The sequence below is a fragment of the Micromonospora sp. DT48 genome (assembly GCF_049844495.1).
In the GTDB taxonomy this organism is placed as follows: domain Bacteria; phylum Actinomycetota; class Actinomycetes; order Mycobacteriales; family Micromonosporaceae; genus Micromonospora.
Genome location: NZ_JBNCLE010000031.1, coordinates 1 through 15498, shown reverse-complemented (window position 1 = coordinate 15498; position 15498 = coordinate 1). Strand labels below are relative to the sequence as shown.

Sequence of the window (15498 nt, the reverse complement as noted above, 5' to 3'; positions counted from 1 at the left end):
CGCCCCGCCGGAACCGGCCTACTCGACAGGCACCGGTCGGCGCGCCGCCGCTCGGGCCTCCTTCGCCGACCGTACCAAGCGGATCGTCACCACGATCACGAACAGCGTCATCAGGGGTGCACCGACCGTCTTGGTGTAGCGGGGCAGCCCGGTACCGTCGGCCAGCACCAGAAACGCGGAGACCACGGTCACCGCGCTGAACCACCAGGTGCGCTGCGCGGTGGCGGCGAGCAGGGCCAGCGGCCAGAACCAGTACCAGGGGTGGAACAGCGGGGCGAGCGCCACCGTCGCGGTCAACGCCAGCGCGGCGTGCCAGAGCGGGTCACGGTGCCGGGCCCGGAACCACAGCCACACCAGCAGACCCGCCAGCACCAGCACCGCGATGCCCCGGGTCACCGGCAGCGCGTCGATGTGCTGGCCGAACGGCAGCGCCAGGTAGCCGGCGGTCTGCCCGATGGCGGTCGGCGGCGAGGTCCAGGCGACCACCTCGTTGCCGTGGGACAGTCCGGTGATCCAACCGAGGTCCAGCCCGGCGGCGAGGGTCACCCCGAACAGCGTGGTCACGGCACCGGCGACCACCGGCGTACCGTGGCGCAGCAGCGCGCGCAGCGAGAAGCCGCCGGTGATCGCGGCGAGCGCCGCGAACGGCACCACCACCACCGCAGTCACCTTGATCGCGGCGGCCAGGCCGAGCACCACCCCGCCGACCAGCAGCGGCCAGGGCCGCCCGGGTCGGGCGACCACCACGGCCAGCCCGGCGACCATCAGCCCGACCATGAGGGCGTCGTTGTGCGCCCCGGCGATCAGGTGCACCCCCACCAGCGGGCTGGCCAACGCCAGCCAGAGCGCCCGGCCGACCGGTACGCCGCAGCGACGGGCCAGCACCGGCAGGCAGGCCGCGGTGAGCACCACGCCGGCCACCGCGAGCGCCCGGAACAGCGCGATGCTGCCGACCAGGGAACCGGTCGCGGCGACCACCGCACCGGAGAGCACCACGAACAGCGGACCGTACGGCGCAGGGGTGTCCCGCCAGATGTACGACATGGTGTCCAGCCAGGGGCAGGGCAGCGTGGAGACCCCGTACTCGTAGGGGCTGATGCCGTTGGCGTAGCTCGCCCCCTGGCAGGCGTACGCGTAGACGTCGCGGCTGCCCATCGGCGGGGTCACCAGGAACGGCAGCGCCCAGAGCCCGGCGGTGACCAGCGCCCACCGGGCCGACGGCACTCGGTCACGCAGCGTCCACCACGCCACCGCCATGGCTGCGGTACCGAACAGCCACAGCCCGATGATCAGCGGCCCGTTCGGCCCCAGCCAGATCTTGACCGGGTTCGGCCGCAGGTCCCCGCTGGGCAGGGCGCCGCCGAGGAACGCCGCCACGGAGAGCATGATCGATCCGGCCAGTCCGGTCCAGCGCACGAGGTGATGGGGCACGTCCGTCATGCTGCCAGCAATCGTGAGCGCGGTACGGAGGTGGGCTGTTGCCGGGCTTCAGGCCGACCGACAGTGACCGGACGGCCGCAGACTGCTGGTGATCTCGAAGGTGCCCGGATCGTGGGCCCGTACGGTGACCCAACCGTCCGCGCCTGGTCGCACGCAGCCCGCTGGTGACTTCAGGGACAGCCACCGGGACCACCGGACCCGGACGAGCACGTCGGCGGGCTCCTCGACGGTGAACCGCACACCGGCGTCGTCGGAGGCGACGAGCCGGGCCGGAGCGGAGACCAGCGGTTGCGGATCGAGCACCTGGTACAGCCGCCACCGGCCGGGGCGTCCGACCTCACGCAGGTACGGCTGACCGGCCAGGACCAGCGTCGCCTCGTCCCGGCCGTACCGGTCGAGGGCCGCGTCCGGTGCGACGGCGACGTAGCTGACGGCGTTTCGGCGCAGCCAGTCGCCGTACCGGGCGGCATCGAGGCTGCCGTCGTAGAAGAGGCCGTTACGTCCCGCGTCGACCTGCCGCTCCCAGCCCCGGGCCAGGGGCACGGCGGCGGCCACGTGGGCGCTCTCCCAGTGGTCCCGCAGCGGCACCACCTCGACCCGGCCCACCGGTGCCCGCCGGTCCAGCTCGTCCAGTAGAGGCTGGTAGAAGGCGGCGTAGACCGGTGCCGACCCTCGACGGACGATGTCGCTGGTCATCACCGGGGACTGCCACCAGAACAGCGCGACGAGCAGCGCGGCCAGCCACCGTCGACTCATCTCGGCGTAGGCCGCGACGACCGGCAGGGCGAAGAGCATCGGTAGCCGCAGCGCGTTCGAGCCGACCGGGCTGGGCAGGTAGTAGGCGGCGACCAGCAGCAGCGCGGTGAGCCCCGCGCCGACCCGCACGGCTCGCACCGGCACGAACGCGAGCACCACCACGACCAGCGCCAGGTTGACCCGCAGCGACTCGGCGGTGAACGGCTGCCAGCCACCGTTGCCGAAGAGCACCACCATCGGTGCCACCGTCACCAGCGGTGCCAGGCAGAGGACCAGGGCGGCGGCTCCCGGCCGTCGACGCCGCACCAGGTCGAGGACCAGCAGGGTGCCGCCGGTGAGGCCGATGAACAGTCCTGCCACCGGGCTGGCCGCCGTGGCGAGCACCGCCGCCGCACCGGCGGCCGAGAGCTGCCACCGACACGCCGGCCGGGACACGGCCACCGCGCAGAGCGCGACCAGCGCCCACATCAGGCCGACGGCGAAGGTGATCCGACCACTGGCCAGGTTCCCCACCAGGACGACCGCACCCAGCAGACTGCCGAGCAGCGGACGGCGGGCTCCGGTCAACACCAGCAACCAGGCCAGTGCCACGGCGGAGAGCACCGCCGCGACCGCGCCGACCGTACGCACGCCCACCCATCCGCCGAGCGTCTGGGTGTAGAGGCTGTAGCCGAACTGGTTGACCCCGCCGTACCAGGAGAAGTCCAGCGGGGCGAAACCGTTGCGCTCGGCGAAACCCGCGCGGGCCATCTGCGCGGAGAGGTCGGTGCCCATCGGCGGGGCCAGCAGGAACAGGACCGCCAACACCAGCGACACCACCAGCGCGCCGACGACGGCCAGGGTCGGAGGGCCGCCGACACCTGACGAAGCACCGTTGCCGCGCGCGTCCGGGGCGGCGGCAGGGATGGGTGTCGACACCCGAGCAGTCGTACCACGACCGGCCGGGGTGTTAAGCAGGGGCCCCTGCTCTACCGCAGGCGTTAACAGGGTGCCCTTCCTTACATCTCCATGAGGCGTTGGGTGGCGGCGCGGGAGCGGCGGCCGGTGCGCAGGTACTCGTCGAGGAACTCGCCCGGGTCGTCGCGGCCGAGCAGCCGGACCACGCCGGCCAGCTCCACGCCGTGCCGGGGCAACTGGTCGCCCGCGCGGCCCCGGACCAGCATCAGCGCGTTGCGGACCTGCGCGGCGAGGGTCCAGCCGGCCGTCATCGCCTCGGCGTCCGCCGGGTCGACCAGGCCCGCGTCCCGGGCGGCGGCGAGGGCGTCGAGGGTACGCGTGCCGCGCAGCTGCGGGTACGCGCCCGCGTGCCGCAGTTGGAGCAGCTGCACCGCCCACTCCACGTCGGCCAGACCGCCCCGGCCCAGCTTGGTGTGGGTGGCCGGGTCGGCGCCCCGGGGCAGCCGTTCGGTCTCCACCCGCGCCTTGATCCGCCGGATCTCGATGATCTGCTCCCGGGTCAGGCCGTCGGCCGGGTAGCGGATCGGGTCGACCAGCCGCTCGAACCGGGTGCCCAGCTCGGCGTCACCACAGACACAGCGGGCGCGCAGCAGCGCCTGCGCCTCCCACACCCGCGACCAGCGGGCGTAGTACTGCTGGTAGGCGGCGAGGCTGCGGACCAGCGGCCCCTGCCGACCCTCGGGTCGCAGGTCGGCGTCGACACCCAGCGGCGGGTCCGGCGCGGGCATGCCCAGCAGTCGTCGTAGCTCCTCGGCGATGGCCTGGGCGGCGGCGCTGGCCGCGCTCTCGCTGACCCCTTCGGGTGGTTCGTAGACGAAGAGCACGTCGGCGTCGGAGAGGTAGTTCGACTCGTACCCGCCGAGCCGACCCATCCCGATCACCGCGAAGGTCAGCTCCGGCATGGCCGGCTGGCTGGCGCGGGCGGTCCGCAGTGCGGCGGCGAGGGTCGCGTCGGTGACGTCGGACAACGCGGTGCCGACGGCGGTGACGTCGGACAGCGGGGAGGCCGACCGGCCGCCGTCGGCGCGTCCCGGGGCGAGCGAACCGGCCCGGCTGAGCAGGTCGGCGCAGGCGAGCCGGAGCAGTTCCCGGCGGCGCAAGGCGCGCACCGCGCGGGTCGCCTCGACCGGGTCGCTGTGCCGGGCCGCGGCGGCGGTGAGGCCCTCGAAGAGCACCTCGCGCGGGCGGGGGCTCAACTCGCTCTCCTCGGCCAGCAGGCGCAGCGCCTCCGGCTCGCGGGTCAGCAGGTCCGCCACGTACCGGGAGGAGGAGAGCACCCGGGCCAACCGGCGGGCCACCGGCCCGGAGTCGCGCAGCAGTCGCAGATACCAGGGGGTGCTGCCGAGCGAGTCGGAGACCTGCCGGTAGCTGAGCAGCCCCCGGTCCGGCTCGGGCGCGTCGGCGAACTCGCTGAGCAGCACCGGCAGCAGGGTGCGTTGGATGGCGGCGGTGCGGCTGACTCCACCGGTGAGGGCCTGGAGGTGACGAAGCGCCCCGGCGGGGTCGGCGAAGCCGAGGATCTCCAGCCGGTTGCGGGCCGCCTGCGGGGTCAGCCGCAGCCCGTCGGCCGGTACCCGGGCCACCGACTCCAGCAGCGGCCGGTAGAGCAGCTTGGCGTGCAGTCGGCGTACCTCGGAGGCGTGGGTGACCCACTCGGCGCGGAACTCCTCGACGGCGCTGCGGCCGGGGGTGGCGGTGTAGCCGAGCGCGGTGGCGAGCCAGCGCAGGGCACCCGGCTCGGTCGGCACGGTGTGGGTGCGCCGCAGGCCCTGGAGTTGCAGCCGATGCTCGACGGTACGCAGGAAGCGGTAGCCGCGCAGCAGCGCCTCGCCGTCGGCCCGGCCGACGTAGCCGCCGGTGACCAGCGCGCGCAGCGCGGGGATGGTGCCGGGTGCCCGCAGCGTGTCGTCGCCCCGGCCGTGCACCAGTTGCAGCAGCTGCACCGCGAACTCGATGTCACGCAGCCCGCCCGGGCCGCGTTTGATCTCGCGTTCCAGCTCCTTCGGCGGGATGTTGTCGATGATCTTGCGCCGCATGGCCCGGACGTCCTCGACCGCCTCGGGGCGTTCGGCCGCCTGCCAGAGCAGGGGTGCCAGTGCGTCGATCCACTCCTGGCCGAGCGCCAGGTCACCGGCGGCCGGGCGGGCCTTGAGCAGGGCCTGGAACTCCCACGTCCGGGCCCAGCGCCGGTAGTAGGCCAGGTGGCTGGCGAGGGTCCGCACCAACGGGCCCCGGTTGCCCTCGGGGCGCAGGGCGGCGTCGACCGGCCAGGCGACCAGACCGCAGATGTGGATCAGTCGGGTGGCCACGGTGGTGGCGGCGGTCAGGTCGTCGTCCTCGGCCGCCACGAAGATCACGTCGACGTCGGAGACGTAGTTCAGCTCGCCACCGCCGCACTTGCCCATCGCGACCACGGCCAGCCGGGGTTCCCGGGTGCCCTCGGGCAGCTCCGCCACGGCGGTCCGGTACGCGGCCGACAGTGTCGCGTCGGCCAGCGCCGAGAGCGCGGCCATGGTCTGCTCCAGGCCACGCCCGCCGGTCAGGTCGGCCGCCGCGATCCGCAGCAACGCCAGCCGGTACGCCCGCCGCAGCACCGCGACCGGGTTGCCCTCGCCGGACAGGTCGAGGCTGCCGTCCGCGGTCGGGGCGAGACCGTCCGGTTCGGTGCGCAGCACCGACCAGTGGTCCGGGTTGGCCACGAGGTGGTCGCCGAGCGCCGAGGAGGCGCCCAGCACGGCGAGCAGCCGCCGACGCAGACCCGGGTCGTCGTGCAGCGCGGCCAGCACCGCAGAACCCGCCCCGATGCCCCCACCGGCACCGGCGGCAGCGCCCGCGTTGCCGCCGGTCGCGGTGGCCTGGCCGGGACCGGCACCGCGCTGCCGCACCGCACCGCCCGTGCCGGTGCCGTTCGGCCCGGCCGAGGCGCGCTGCTCCGCCTCCACCAGTCGGTGCAGTTGCCGCAGCGCCAGGTCGGGGTCGGCGACCCGGGACAGCGCGGTGAGCAACTCCTGGGCCTGCTCGTCGGTGGGTTCCTGGCTCTCGGGCCGCCACAGGTCGAGCCCGTCCGGCCCGAGCAGGTCGGCGGCGCGAGCGCCCGCGTCGTCGTCGGTCACGCCAAAGCCGTAGCGGGCGAGTCGGCCCGTGGCGCTGGTCGGCCGGCCCATCAGTGCCCGAGCAGCGGCAGGCTGCGACGCGATCCGTCTTCCAGCTCACCGAGGGCGAGCGCGGCGAACCGCGCCGCGAACGGCTGCCAGACCTCCTCGACGTCGGCCATCACCGCGTCACATGCGGAGATCACCAGCTGCGGGTCGTAACCCAGCTCGGCCAGCAGCGCCGAGTCGGTGGCCCACTCGGCGATCATGGCGGTGTCGCACTCGATGTGGAACTGCAACCCCCAGGCCCGGTCGCCGAGGCGGAACGCCTGGTGCGGATAGCGGGTGGAGGCGGCCAGCAGGGTGGCGCCGGCGGGCAGTTCGGTGATCTCGTCGGCGTGCCACTGCAACACGTCGGGGATCAGCGGCACATATCGGAAGAGCGGGTCTTTCTCGGCCGCGTCGCGCCGTCCCACCACGCCCGGTCCGGCCTCCGGCCCGGACGGGCTGCGCTCGACGGTGCCGGCGTGGGCGGTGGCCAGCAGCTGAGCGCCGAGGCAGACGCCCAGGGTCGGCACCCGGTGCCGCACCGCCTTGCGGAGCAGCTTCTCCACGGCCGGGAACCAGGCCGCGCCCGGCCGACCGTCGACCAGCGGGTATGCCTGCTGGTCACCGCCGAGCACCACCAGGGCGGCGTGCCCGTCCAGGTCGGCGGGCAGGGCGTCGCCCGCGTGCGGGCGGACCACCGACAACTCCAACCCGGCTTCGGTCAGCCACTCCCCCAGGCGGCGCGGGTCGTCGGTCGGGTCGTTCTCGATCACCAACGCAGTTGCCACACCGTCGAGGCTATCCGGTCCGGCCGATCCGACCAGCGTGAGGGGATCGTGCCGGGTCGTCGGCTCCGACACGGCACGCCGCCGCTCGTCCGGTTCCGGCGCGCTCGGTGAGCCCACCCGGCCACCGCACTAGGCTGTCCCGCTGTGTCCGACCGCAGTACGCCCGACGACGTCGTACGCCCGCCTGCCCTGCGCCCCGGTGACACGGTGATGCTGGTGTCGCCGTCCGGACCGACCCGGCCGGAACGGGTGGCCCGGGGCCTGGAACTACTCACCGGCTGGGGCCTGCGGCCGGTGCTCGCGCCCAACGCGTACGCCCGGCAGGGCTATCTGGCGGGGCCGGACGAACTGCGGGCCGCCGACCTGAACACCGCGTTCGCCGACCCGGAGGTGCGGGGCGTCATCTGCACCCGGGGCGGCTACGGGGCGCAGCGGGTGGTGGACGCGATCGACATGGCGGCGGTACGCCGTGACCCGAAGGTGGTCGCCGGGTTCTCCGACATCACCGCGCTGCACCTGGCCCTGTGGCGGGGTGCCCGGTTGGCCGGGGTGCACGGTCCCGGTGCGGCCTGGCGGGACGAGCGCACCCCGCTGGCCTCGGCCGAGTCGCTGCACGCGGCGATGACCAGCACCGAGCCGGTCACCGTACGCGCCGTCGAGGACGAGGAGACCTTCGGCGTACGCGTCGCGGGGCGGGCCACCGGCCGACTGTTGGGCGGCAACCTCTGCCTGGTCGTGGCCTCCCTCGGCACCCCGGACATGCCCGACCTGACCGGCGCGGTGCTGCTGTTGGAGGAGGTGCAGGAGCCGCCGTACAAGGTCGACCGGATGCTGACCCAACTGCGCCGGGCCGGCGCGCTGGACGGGCTGGCCGGGGTGGCCGTGGGGCAGTTCACCGACTGCGCCGACGGCTGGGACACCACGGTGACCGACGTGCTCGTCGAGCGCCTCGGTGACCTGGGCGTGCCGGTGCTCGGCGGCCTGCCGATCGGTCACGGTCCGGGTCAGCTCACCGTGCCGTTCGGCACCCGCGCGACCCTCGACGCCGACGCCGGTACCCTCACCGTCACCGCCGCCGTCCGCTGACCCTTCACCCGATGTGTCCGGATCAGTGCTCGAAATTGCCAGCGCGTTGACAGCTTCGCCACGGTTGCCGCCCAGCCGGACCGGCCACTGTCGGTGACGTCACCGCAGCACGGTGACCTCACCGTGTCACGACGAGTTGGAGGAACGATGTCCCGCACGATCTCGAAGAAGAACCTGCTGGCCGGTCTGGCCGTGGCGGGCGTACTCGGCGTGGGGATCGCCGCTCCCACCGTGGCGCTGGCCGACGACGAAACCACCCCGAGCGCCAGCACCAGCAGGGCGGACCAGGGCGATCCGCAGGAGCCGCGCGCCGCGCGGCACGCTCCGTTCGCCGAGGCGCTGGCCGCGGAGTTGGGCGTACCGACCGAGAAGGTGACCGAGGCGCTGGAGGAGCTGCGCGAGCAGCGCCGCACGGACCACGAGGGCCGCCGGGGTCTCCTCGGGCGCGGCCACGGCGCCGAGGGCCACAAGCGCGGCGACGGCGCCGAGGGCCGCAAGCCCGGTGAGCGGCGGACCCCGCCGTCGGCCGAGGAGCGCAAGAAGGCGCTGACCGAGCGGCTCGCGCGGGCGGTCGAGGAGGGCAAGCTGACCCAGGAGCAGGCCGACGCCATCACCGCCGCCGTCGAGGCCGGTGTCTTCGGTGGCTGGGCCGGCGGGGGTCGACCGGCCGGCAAGTAACGCCGCACCCGAGGGTGGTCGGCCGCGCTGCCGCCGGGCACGGTCGGCCGCTGCCGTCCGAGGTCGGCCCCGCACTCGCGGCGGGGCCGACCAGCGGCGAGTCCGCGTCAGGCGATGCAGGCGCAGACGATCAGCGCGGCGCCGAAGTGGCTGGCGGCGCTGACCCGGGCCACCGGGTGTGGCTCGTCGGCGCAGATGACCTCGCCGAGCCGTCCCGGCGTGAGCAGGTCCAGCACGAAGAAGGCCAGCGCCATGATGACCAGACCGATCAGCCCGAAGATGATCGTCGAGGCCAGCCCCTTGGCGAAGTCGCTGTAGCTGGTCAGGATCGCGGTGAAGACGATGCCGGCGACGCCGAGCTGGTTGGCGGCGAGCAGCAGGCCGGCGTTGGTGTTACGGCGAATCCAGATCAGCTCCCGCAGCTTGCCCGGAGTGAGCAGATCGACCAGGAAGAAGCCGGCGGCCATCAGGCCGACTCCGACAACCCCGAACACCACGCTCTGCCAGGCTCCGCTGAGCAGGTCCTCCAGCACCGACTGCCTCCCGACGAATCTCCGGCCGACGGACGCCGGCACGGTGATCGAGACGATAGCGGCACCCCGCAACGCCCGGCTGCCCGGTGACGGGCCGCCGGGCGGACCAGCGGTTACAGCGACAGGTAGTGCTGACGCTCGTACGGGGTGACCTCGCGGCGGTACTGCTCCCACTCGGACCGCTTGTTGCGCAGGAAGAAGTCGAAGACGTGCTCGCCGAGCACCTCGGCGACCAGTTCCGAACCGGCCATCACGTCGATCGCCTCGGACAGGTTCTCCGGCAGCGGTTCGTACCCCATCGCCCGCCGCTCGGCGCTGGTCAACGCCCACACGTCGTCCTCGGCGCCCGGTGGCAGCTCGTACCCCTCCTCGATGCCCTTCATCCCGGCGCCGAGCAGCACCGCGAAGGCGAGGTACGGGTTGGCGGCCGAGTCGGGCGAGCGGATCTCCACCCGGGCCGAGTTCGGCTTGCCGTACGCCGGGACGCGGACCAGCGCGGAGCGGTTCAGGTGCCCCCAGCAGACGTACGCCGGGCTCTCGGTGACCCGGTCCGGCAGCGCCTGCGGGAACAACCGCTTGTACGAGTTGACCCACTGGTTGGTGACGGCGGTGTACTCCCGGGCGTGGGCCAGCAGCCCGGCGATGAACGCCCGCGCCACCTTGGACAGCTTCATCGGGTCACCGGCGTCGTGGAACGCGTTGCGCTCCCCCTCGAACAGCGACAGGTGGGTATGCATGCCGCTGCCCGGCTGGTCGGTGAAGGGCTTGGGCATGAAGGTGGCCTGCACGCCGGTGGAGAGCGCCACCTCCTTGACCACGTGCCGGAAGGTCATGATGTTGTCGGCGGTGGTCAGCGCGTCGGCGTACCGCAGGTCGATCTCCTGCTGGCCGGGGGCGACCTCGTGGTGGCTGTACTCGACGGAGATGCCGATGCGCTCCAACGCGAGCACCGCCTGACGGCGGAAGTCACGGGCCACCGCGTGGGTGGTGTGCTCGAAGTAGCCGCCGGTGTCCACCGGCACCGGCACCGAGCCGTCCATCGGGCCGTTCTCCAGCAGGAAGAACTCGATCTCCGGGTGGGTGTAGAAGGTGAAGCCCTTGTCGGCCGCCCGGGACAGCGCGCGGCGCAGCACGTGACGCGGATCCGCCCAGGACGGGCTGCCGTCGGGCAGTGAGATGTCGCAGAACATCCGGGCGCTCTCGCCGCTGACCCCACCCTCGAACGGGAAGACCTGGAAGGTGGTCGGATCGGGCACGGCGACCATGTCCGACTCGAAGACCCGGGCGAACCCCTCGATGGCCGACCCGTCGAAGCCGATGCCCTCCTCGAAGGCGGCCTCCAACTCCGCGGGGGCGACCGACACGCTCTTGAGCGTGCCGAGCACGTCGGTGAACCACAGCCGGACGAACCGGATGTCCCGCTCTTCCAGCGTACGGAGGACGAACTCCTGCTGACGGTCCACTTCCCCAACCTTCCGCGACACTCTATGTCCGGCTGCGGTCGGACTATGCCCGACCTGACCGACCAGTCTCCATCGACCCGATTACGCAGACGTTAACCGAACCGCGGCCATTGCGTCCCGTCCCGTCCCGACCGGCGGTCGGGCCCGGTCGTACCGCCCCATGCCGACGTGTCGGCCCGGTGCCGCTGGGGCAAGATGAGGACATGCCCACCCTGCGTCTCGCCCTGTGCCAGGTCAACCCCAGTGTCGGTGACCTCACCGGCAACGCCGGTCTCGTCCGGGCTTGGACCCGCCGGGCCGCCGACTCCGGCGCCCAGCTCGTCCTGTTCCCGGAGATGATGCTGACCGGGTACCCGGTGGAGGACCTCGTCTTCCGGAGTTCCTTCGTGGCCGCCTCCCGGGCGGCGCTGGACCGGCTCGCCGCCGATCTGGCCGCCGACGGTCTGGGCGAGCTGCCGGTGGTGGTGGGCTACCTGGACGCCGACGGTCCGTCGCAGCTCGGCGCGGACGCCCAGCCGGGCCGGGGCACCCGCAACGCCGCCGCGCTGCTGCACCGTGGCGCGGTGGTCGCCACCTACTTCAAGCACCACCTGCCCAACTACGGCGTCTTCGACGAGGACCGCTACTTCGTGCCCGGGGACATGCTCACCGTCGTCCGGCTCGGCGAGGTGGACGTGGCGCTGACCATCTGCGAGGACCTCTGGCAGGCCGGCGGGCCGTTCGCCGCCGCCCGGCGGGCCGGGGTGGGGCTGGTGGTCAACATCAACGGTTCGCCGTACGAGCTGAACAAGGACGACGTGCGACTTCCGGTGGTCCGCCGCCGGGCCGCCGAGGCCGGTGCCACCATCGCCTACGTCAACATGATCGGCGGCCAGGACGAGCTGGTCTTCGAGGGCGACTCGATGATCGTCGCGGCGGACGGGACGGTGCTCGCCCGAGCACCGCAGTTCGTCAACCACCTGCTCGTGCACGACGTCGACCTGCCCGCCGCCGACGAGGCCAGCGCCGAGCCCGGCGCGGACGACGATCAGGTCACCGACGGGCTACGGGTGGTCCGTCGTACCGTCGAGCAGATCCCGCCCTCGCCCACCGGCCCGGCGGCTGTCGGCGGCCTCATCGAGCCGGTGGCCGACGAGGCCGAGGTGTGGCAGGCGCTGGTGCTCGGCCTGCGTGACTACGTCGAGAAGAACCGTTTCCCCTCGGTGGTGCTCGGGCTCTCCGGCGGCATCGACTCGGCGGTGGCGGCGGCCATCGCGGTGGACGCCATCGGCGGCGACCGGGTGGTCGGTGTCTCCTTGCCCAGCCAGCACTCCTCGGAGCACAGCCGCACCGACGCGGCCGACCTGGCCAAGCGGACCGGACTGGACTACCGGGTGGAGCCGATCCAGCCGATGGTGGACACCTTCCTGGCGAACCTGTCGCTCTCCGGCGTCGCGGTGGAGAACCTCCAGGCCCGGGTACGCGGCGTCATCCTGATGGCGTTGTCGAACCAGGAGGGCCATCTGGTGCTGACCACCGGCAACAAGAGTGAGCTGGCGGTCGGCTACTCGACGCTGTACGGCGACTCGGTCGGCGGCTTCAACCCGATCAAGGATGTGTGGAAGACCCTGGTGTGGCGGCTGGCCAAGTGGCGCAACGCCGAGGCGGTACGGCTGGGGCAGACCCCACCGATCCCGGAGAACTCGATCGGCAAGCCGCCGAGCGCCGAGCTGAGCCCGGGGCAGCTCGACAGCGACTCGCTGCCCGACTACGACGTGCTCGACCCGATCCTGATCGGCTACGTCGACGGTGACCTCGGCCGGGACGGCCTGATCGCCTCCGGTCACGACCCGGCGGTGGTGGACAAGGTGCTGCGGTTGGTGGATACCGCCGAGTACAAGCGTCGCCAGTCCGCGCCGGGCACGAAGATCTCGATGAAGGCGTTCGGACGGGACCGGCGGCTGCCGATCACCAACCGCTGGCGCGAGGACGGCTGACCGCCCACGGGGCAGCAGCTCGGTGGGCACGGGCCGGGGGCGGTTCCGGCCGGACGGTGGTGCCCGGCCGGAGTGACATCCTCCACTTCGCCCTGCCGTCGACCGCCCACCCGGTGGGACGATCGCGGCAGGACCCGGGGACCGCGTACGCGGCCTCGAGGAAAGGAGAACATCGTGGAATCCACATCCGGCGAAGTGACCGCCCTCTACGGTGGCCCGGCCACCCGTCGCGTCCGCACCCGCGACCTGCTCGCCGCCAAGGAGCGCGGCGAGAAATGGTCGATGCTCACCTCGTACGACCAGTACACGGCGGCGATCTTCGACGCCGCGGGGATCCCGGTGCTGTTGGTGGGCGACTCGGCGTCAAACAACGTGTTCGGTTACGAGACGACTTTGCCGGTGACCGCCGAGGAACTGCTGCCGCTGGTGCGGGCGGTGGTCCGGGCCACCCGGCAGACCCTGGTCGTCGGTGACCTGCCCTTCGGCTCGTACGAGGAGGGCCCGACCCAGGCGCTGCGGACGGCCGTACGGTTCATGAAGGAGGGCGGCTGTCACGCCGTGAAGCTGGAGGGCGGCCAGCGCTACGCCCCGCAGATCGAGGCGATCGTCGGTGCCGGCATTCCGGTGATGGCGCACATCGGTTTCACGCCCCAGCGTGAGCACACCATCGGCGGATACCGGGTGCAGGGGCGCGGCGACACCGCCGACGAGGTCCTCGCCGACGCGCGGGCGGTCACCGAGGCGGGCGCCTTCGCCGTGGTGCTCGAAATGGTGCCCGGCGACGTCGCCAAGCGGGTCACCGCCGAACTGCCGATCCCCACGGTGGGCATCGGCGCGGGCCCGGACACCGACGCGCAGGTGCTCGTCTGGCAGGACATGGCCGGTCTGCGCACCGGCCGGACACCACGCTTCGTGAAGCGGTACGCCGCCCTGGCCGACGCGCTCGACGAGGCCACCCGCCGCTTCGCCGACGAGGTCCGCTCCGGCCAGTTCCCCGCCCCCGAACACACCTTCTGAGTCCACCTCGTACCCGCCGCACGCCATCTCGGGCGGCGGCGGGTACGACACCACCGGAAGGTGAGGCGAGCGGGTTCGCCTGAAAACCGCTACGGTTTCGCTCGTGAGACGGGTCCGTACTGCTTTCCTTGCCCTGGCCTGCGCATCGCTGCTGGCGTTGACCGCCTGCGGTGACGAGAAGCCGACGACCGACGCCTCGCCGTCGGCCACGGTGCCGTCCGCCAGTTCCGCCCCGCCCGCCGAGGCCCCACCCAGCTCGGCACCGTCCACCGCCGCCGCGTCGGACGTGGTGAGCGACAAGGAACTCTGTCGGACGGCGAAGCAGGCCTCCGAGGAGATGAAGAAGAACCTGACGGCCGCGCTGAAATCCGGAACCGACACGTCGCCGGCCCTGTTCCAGAAGATCCTGTCCGGGTTGCAGAACGAGGTCATCAGGGTGGCTGCCACCGGTGCCACCGGCAGCAAGGTGGTCGCCGCGCTGGAGCGGTTCGCAGCGGAGGCCGGCAAGGCCGCCAACGCCGAGGATCCGGCCACGGCCGCAGACAACCCGGCCTTCGCCAAGGCCGGCCGTTCCGTCACCACCGCCTGCAAGTCCGCCGGGGTCGACGTCATCTTCTGACAGTTGCGTGGTGCGGCCCGGCCCGACCGCCGGGCCACACCCCTGTCGGTGGTCGTACCGTCAGAGGTCGGTGACGCGGACCCCGGCGTGCGCCTTGTAACGCTTGTTGATGGCGATCAGGTTCGCGGTGAACGCCTCGATCTGGTGGGCGTTACGCAGCCGACCGGCGTAGATGCCACGCATGCCGGGGATGTGGGCGGCGAGCGCGCCGACGATGCCGACCAGTTCCCGCTCCTCGGTGCAGATCAGCACGTCCAACTCGATGCGGTCGATCTCGGGATCGGCCAGCAGCGGGGCGCTGACGTGGTTGAAGGCGGCGCACACGCGGGAGTCGGGCAGCAGTGCGGCGGCCTGCTGGACGGCGCTGCCCTCCGGCACCGGCAGCGCGTACGGGCCCTGCTTGTCGAAGCCGAGCGGGTTCACACAGTCCACGACGATCTTGCCGGTGAGTGGTTCGGCGAGTGCCCCGACGGTGGCGGCGTGCCCGTCCCAGGGCACCGCGATGATCACCAGGTCGGAGCGACGGGCCACGTCGTCGTTGTCGGAACCGTTGACGCTGCCGTCGGCCGGCACACCGGGCAGGGCGGCGATCTCGGCGGCCGACTCGGCGGCCCGCTGTGCCGAGCGGGAACCGATCAGCACCGTCAGCCCCGCCCGAGCGAACCGGTAGGCGAGCCCTCGGCCCTGGTCGCCGGTGCCACCGATGATGCCGATGGTGAGCCCGGAAACGTCGGGCAGGGTGCTCGGGTCGTATGCCATGGTCGCCATCCTCGCAAATCCCCCTGCCCGCCAGCAGCGCCCACCCCTGTGACAATCCCCCTGCCGCAGGGTCCCGCCCCGTTACCCCCGCCCCCGCCCCCTGCGGAGGCCCCCCCGCCCCCCTGCGGAGGCCCCCCGCCGCGTTGATCAAGAAGTTTGCGTCAGGAATCGCGCTCTCGCTGACGAAAACTTCTTGATCAACTCGTGCAGGGGGGTGTCCCTATGGGTTGTGTCAAGCGGCGAGGCGGGGTTCGGCCGCCGTTTTGGGCTGGTATGGCCGTTGGGC

12 protein-coding genes are annotated in these 15498 nt (G+C 72.7%); 5 read left to right on the top strand and 7 right to left on the bottom strand.

All coding sequences use genetic code 11. The features are described 5' to 3' along the window. Nucleotides 1–18: 18 nt before the first annotated feature. The 4 genes from mptB to ACLQ2S_RS25575 form a co-directional block, all read right to left on the bottom strand. The gene (mptB, locus tag ACLQ2S_RS25590) at nucleotides 19–1431 is read right to left on the bottom strand and encodes a polyprenol phosphomannose-dependent alpha 1,6 mannosyltransferase MptB (protein ID WP_309223869.1); all 1413 of its coding nucleotides are present in this window, start codon (nucleotides 1429–1431) and stop codon (nucleotides 19–21) included. Nucleotides 1432–1488: 57 nt separating this feature from the next. Next, nucleotides 1489–3114 (bottom strand): hypothetical protein, encoded by a 1626-nt coding sequence (locus ACLQ2S_RS25585; RefSeq protein WP_425703429.1) that lies wholly within the window; start codon nucleotides 3112–3114, stop codon nucleotides 1489–1491. Nucleotides 3115–3194: 80 nt separating this feature from the next. After that, nucleotides 3195–6317, bottom strand: a complete 3123-nt coding sequence (locus ACLQ2S_RS25580) for a bifunctional [glutamine synthetase] adenylyltransferase/[glutamine synthetase]-adenylyl-L-tyrosine phosphorylase (protein ID WP_425703427.1) — start codon at nucleotides 6315–6317, stop codon at nucleotides 3195–3197. Next, entirely contained in the window at nucleotides 6317–7081 is a 765-nt protein-coding gene (locus ACLQ2S_RS25575) for a type 1 glutamine amidotransferase (RefSeq protein WP_309223870.1), read from the bottom strand. Before ACLQ2S_RS25575 ends, ACLQ2S_RS25580 begins: the two co-directional genes overlap by 1 nt. A gap of 210 nt (nucleotides 7082–7291) precedes the next feature. On the opposite strand from ACLQ2S_RS25575, the gene ACLQ2S_RS25570 reads away from it, so the two are divergent. Next, on the top strand, nucleotides 7292–8167 hold the full coding sequence (locus ACLQ2S_RS25570; protein WP_155221933.1) for a S66 peptidase family protein: 876 nt from the start codon (nucleotides 7292–7294) through the stop codon (nucleotides 8165–8167). Nucleotides 8168–8314: 147 nt separating this feature from the next. Next, complete coding sequence (locus ACLQ2S_RS25565; RefSeq protein ID WP_425703425.1) at nucleotides 8315–8845, top strand: hypothetical protein; 531 nt, start codon at nucleotides 8315–8317, stop codon at nucleotides 8843–8845. A gap of 107 nt (nucleotides 8846–8952) precedes the next feature. Here the strand turns inward: ACLQ2S_RS25565 and ACLQ2S_RS25560 are convergent, their stop codons facing one another. Together ACLQ2S_RS25560 and glnA are read right to left on the bottom strand one after the other, a co-directional pair. Next, nucleotides 8953–9378, bottom strand: a complete 426-nt coding sequence (locus tag ACLQ2S_RS25560) for a DUF350 domain-containing protein (RefSeq protein ID WP_309223871.1) — start codon at nucleotides 9376–9378, stop codon at nucleotides 8953–8955. Nucleotides 9379–9491: 113 nt separating this feature from the next. Next, nucleotides 9492–10841, bottom strand: coding sequence for a type I glutamate--ammonia ligase (gene glnA, locus ACLQ2S_RS25555; protein ID WP_309223872.1), 1350 nt, complete (start codon nucleotides 10839–10841; stop codon nucleotides 9492–9494). 203 nt (nucleotides 10842–11044) lie between these two features. Between glnA and ACLQ2S_RS25550 the strand changes: the two genes are divergently transcribed. The 3 genes from ACLQ2S_RS25550 to ACLQ2S_RS25540 all read left to right on the top strand — a co-directional run bounded on the left by ACLQ2S_RS25550 (nucleotide 11045) and on the right by ACLQ2S_RS25540 (nucleotide 14453). After that, on the top strand, nucleotides 11045–12817 hold the full coding sequence (locus ACLQ2S_RS25550) for an NAD+ synthase (protein ID WP_155221912.1): 1773 nt from the start codon (nucleotides 11045–11047) through the stop codon (nucleotides 12815–12817). Between the two features lie 171 nt (nucleotides 12818–12988). Then, nucleotides 12989–13834: a 3-methyl-2-oxobutanoate hydroxymethyltransferase gene (panB, locus tag ACLQ2S_RS25545; protein ID WP_309223875.1), complete on the top strand. Its 846-nt coding sequence runs from the start codon at nucleotides 12989–12991 to the stop codon at nucleotides 13832–13834. 103 nt (nucleotides 13835–13937) lie between these two features. Then, nucleotides 13938–14453: a hypothetical protein gene (locus ACLQ2S_RS25540; protein ID WP_155221913.1), complete on the top strand. Its 516-nt coding sequence runs from the start codon at nucleotides 13938–13940 to the stop codon at nucleotides 14451–14453. A gap of 60 nt (nucleotides 14454–14513) precedes the next feature. Here ACLQ2S_RS25540 and npdG read toward each other — a convergent pair whose 3' ends face one another. Further along, nucleotides 14514–15212 (bottom strand): NADPH-dependent F420 reductase, encoded by a 699-nt coding sequence (gene npdG / locus ACLQ2S_RS25535; RefSeq protein WP_425703422.1) that lies wholly within the window; start codon nucleotides 15210–15212, stop codon nucleotides 14514–14516. Nucleotides 15213–15498: the final 286 nt, after the last annotated feature.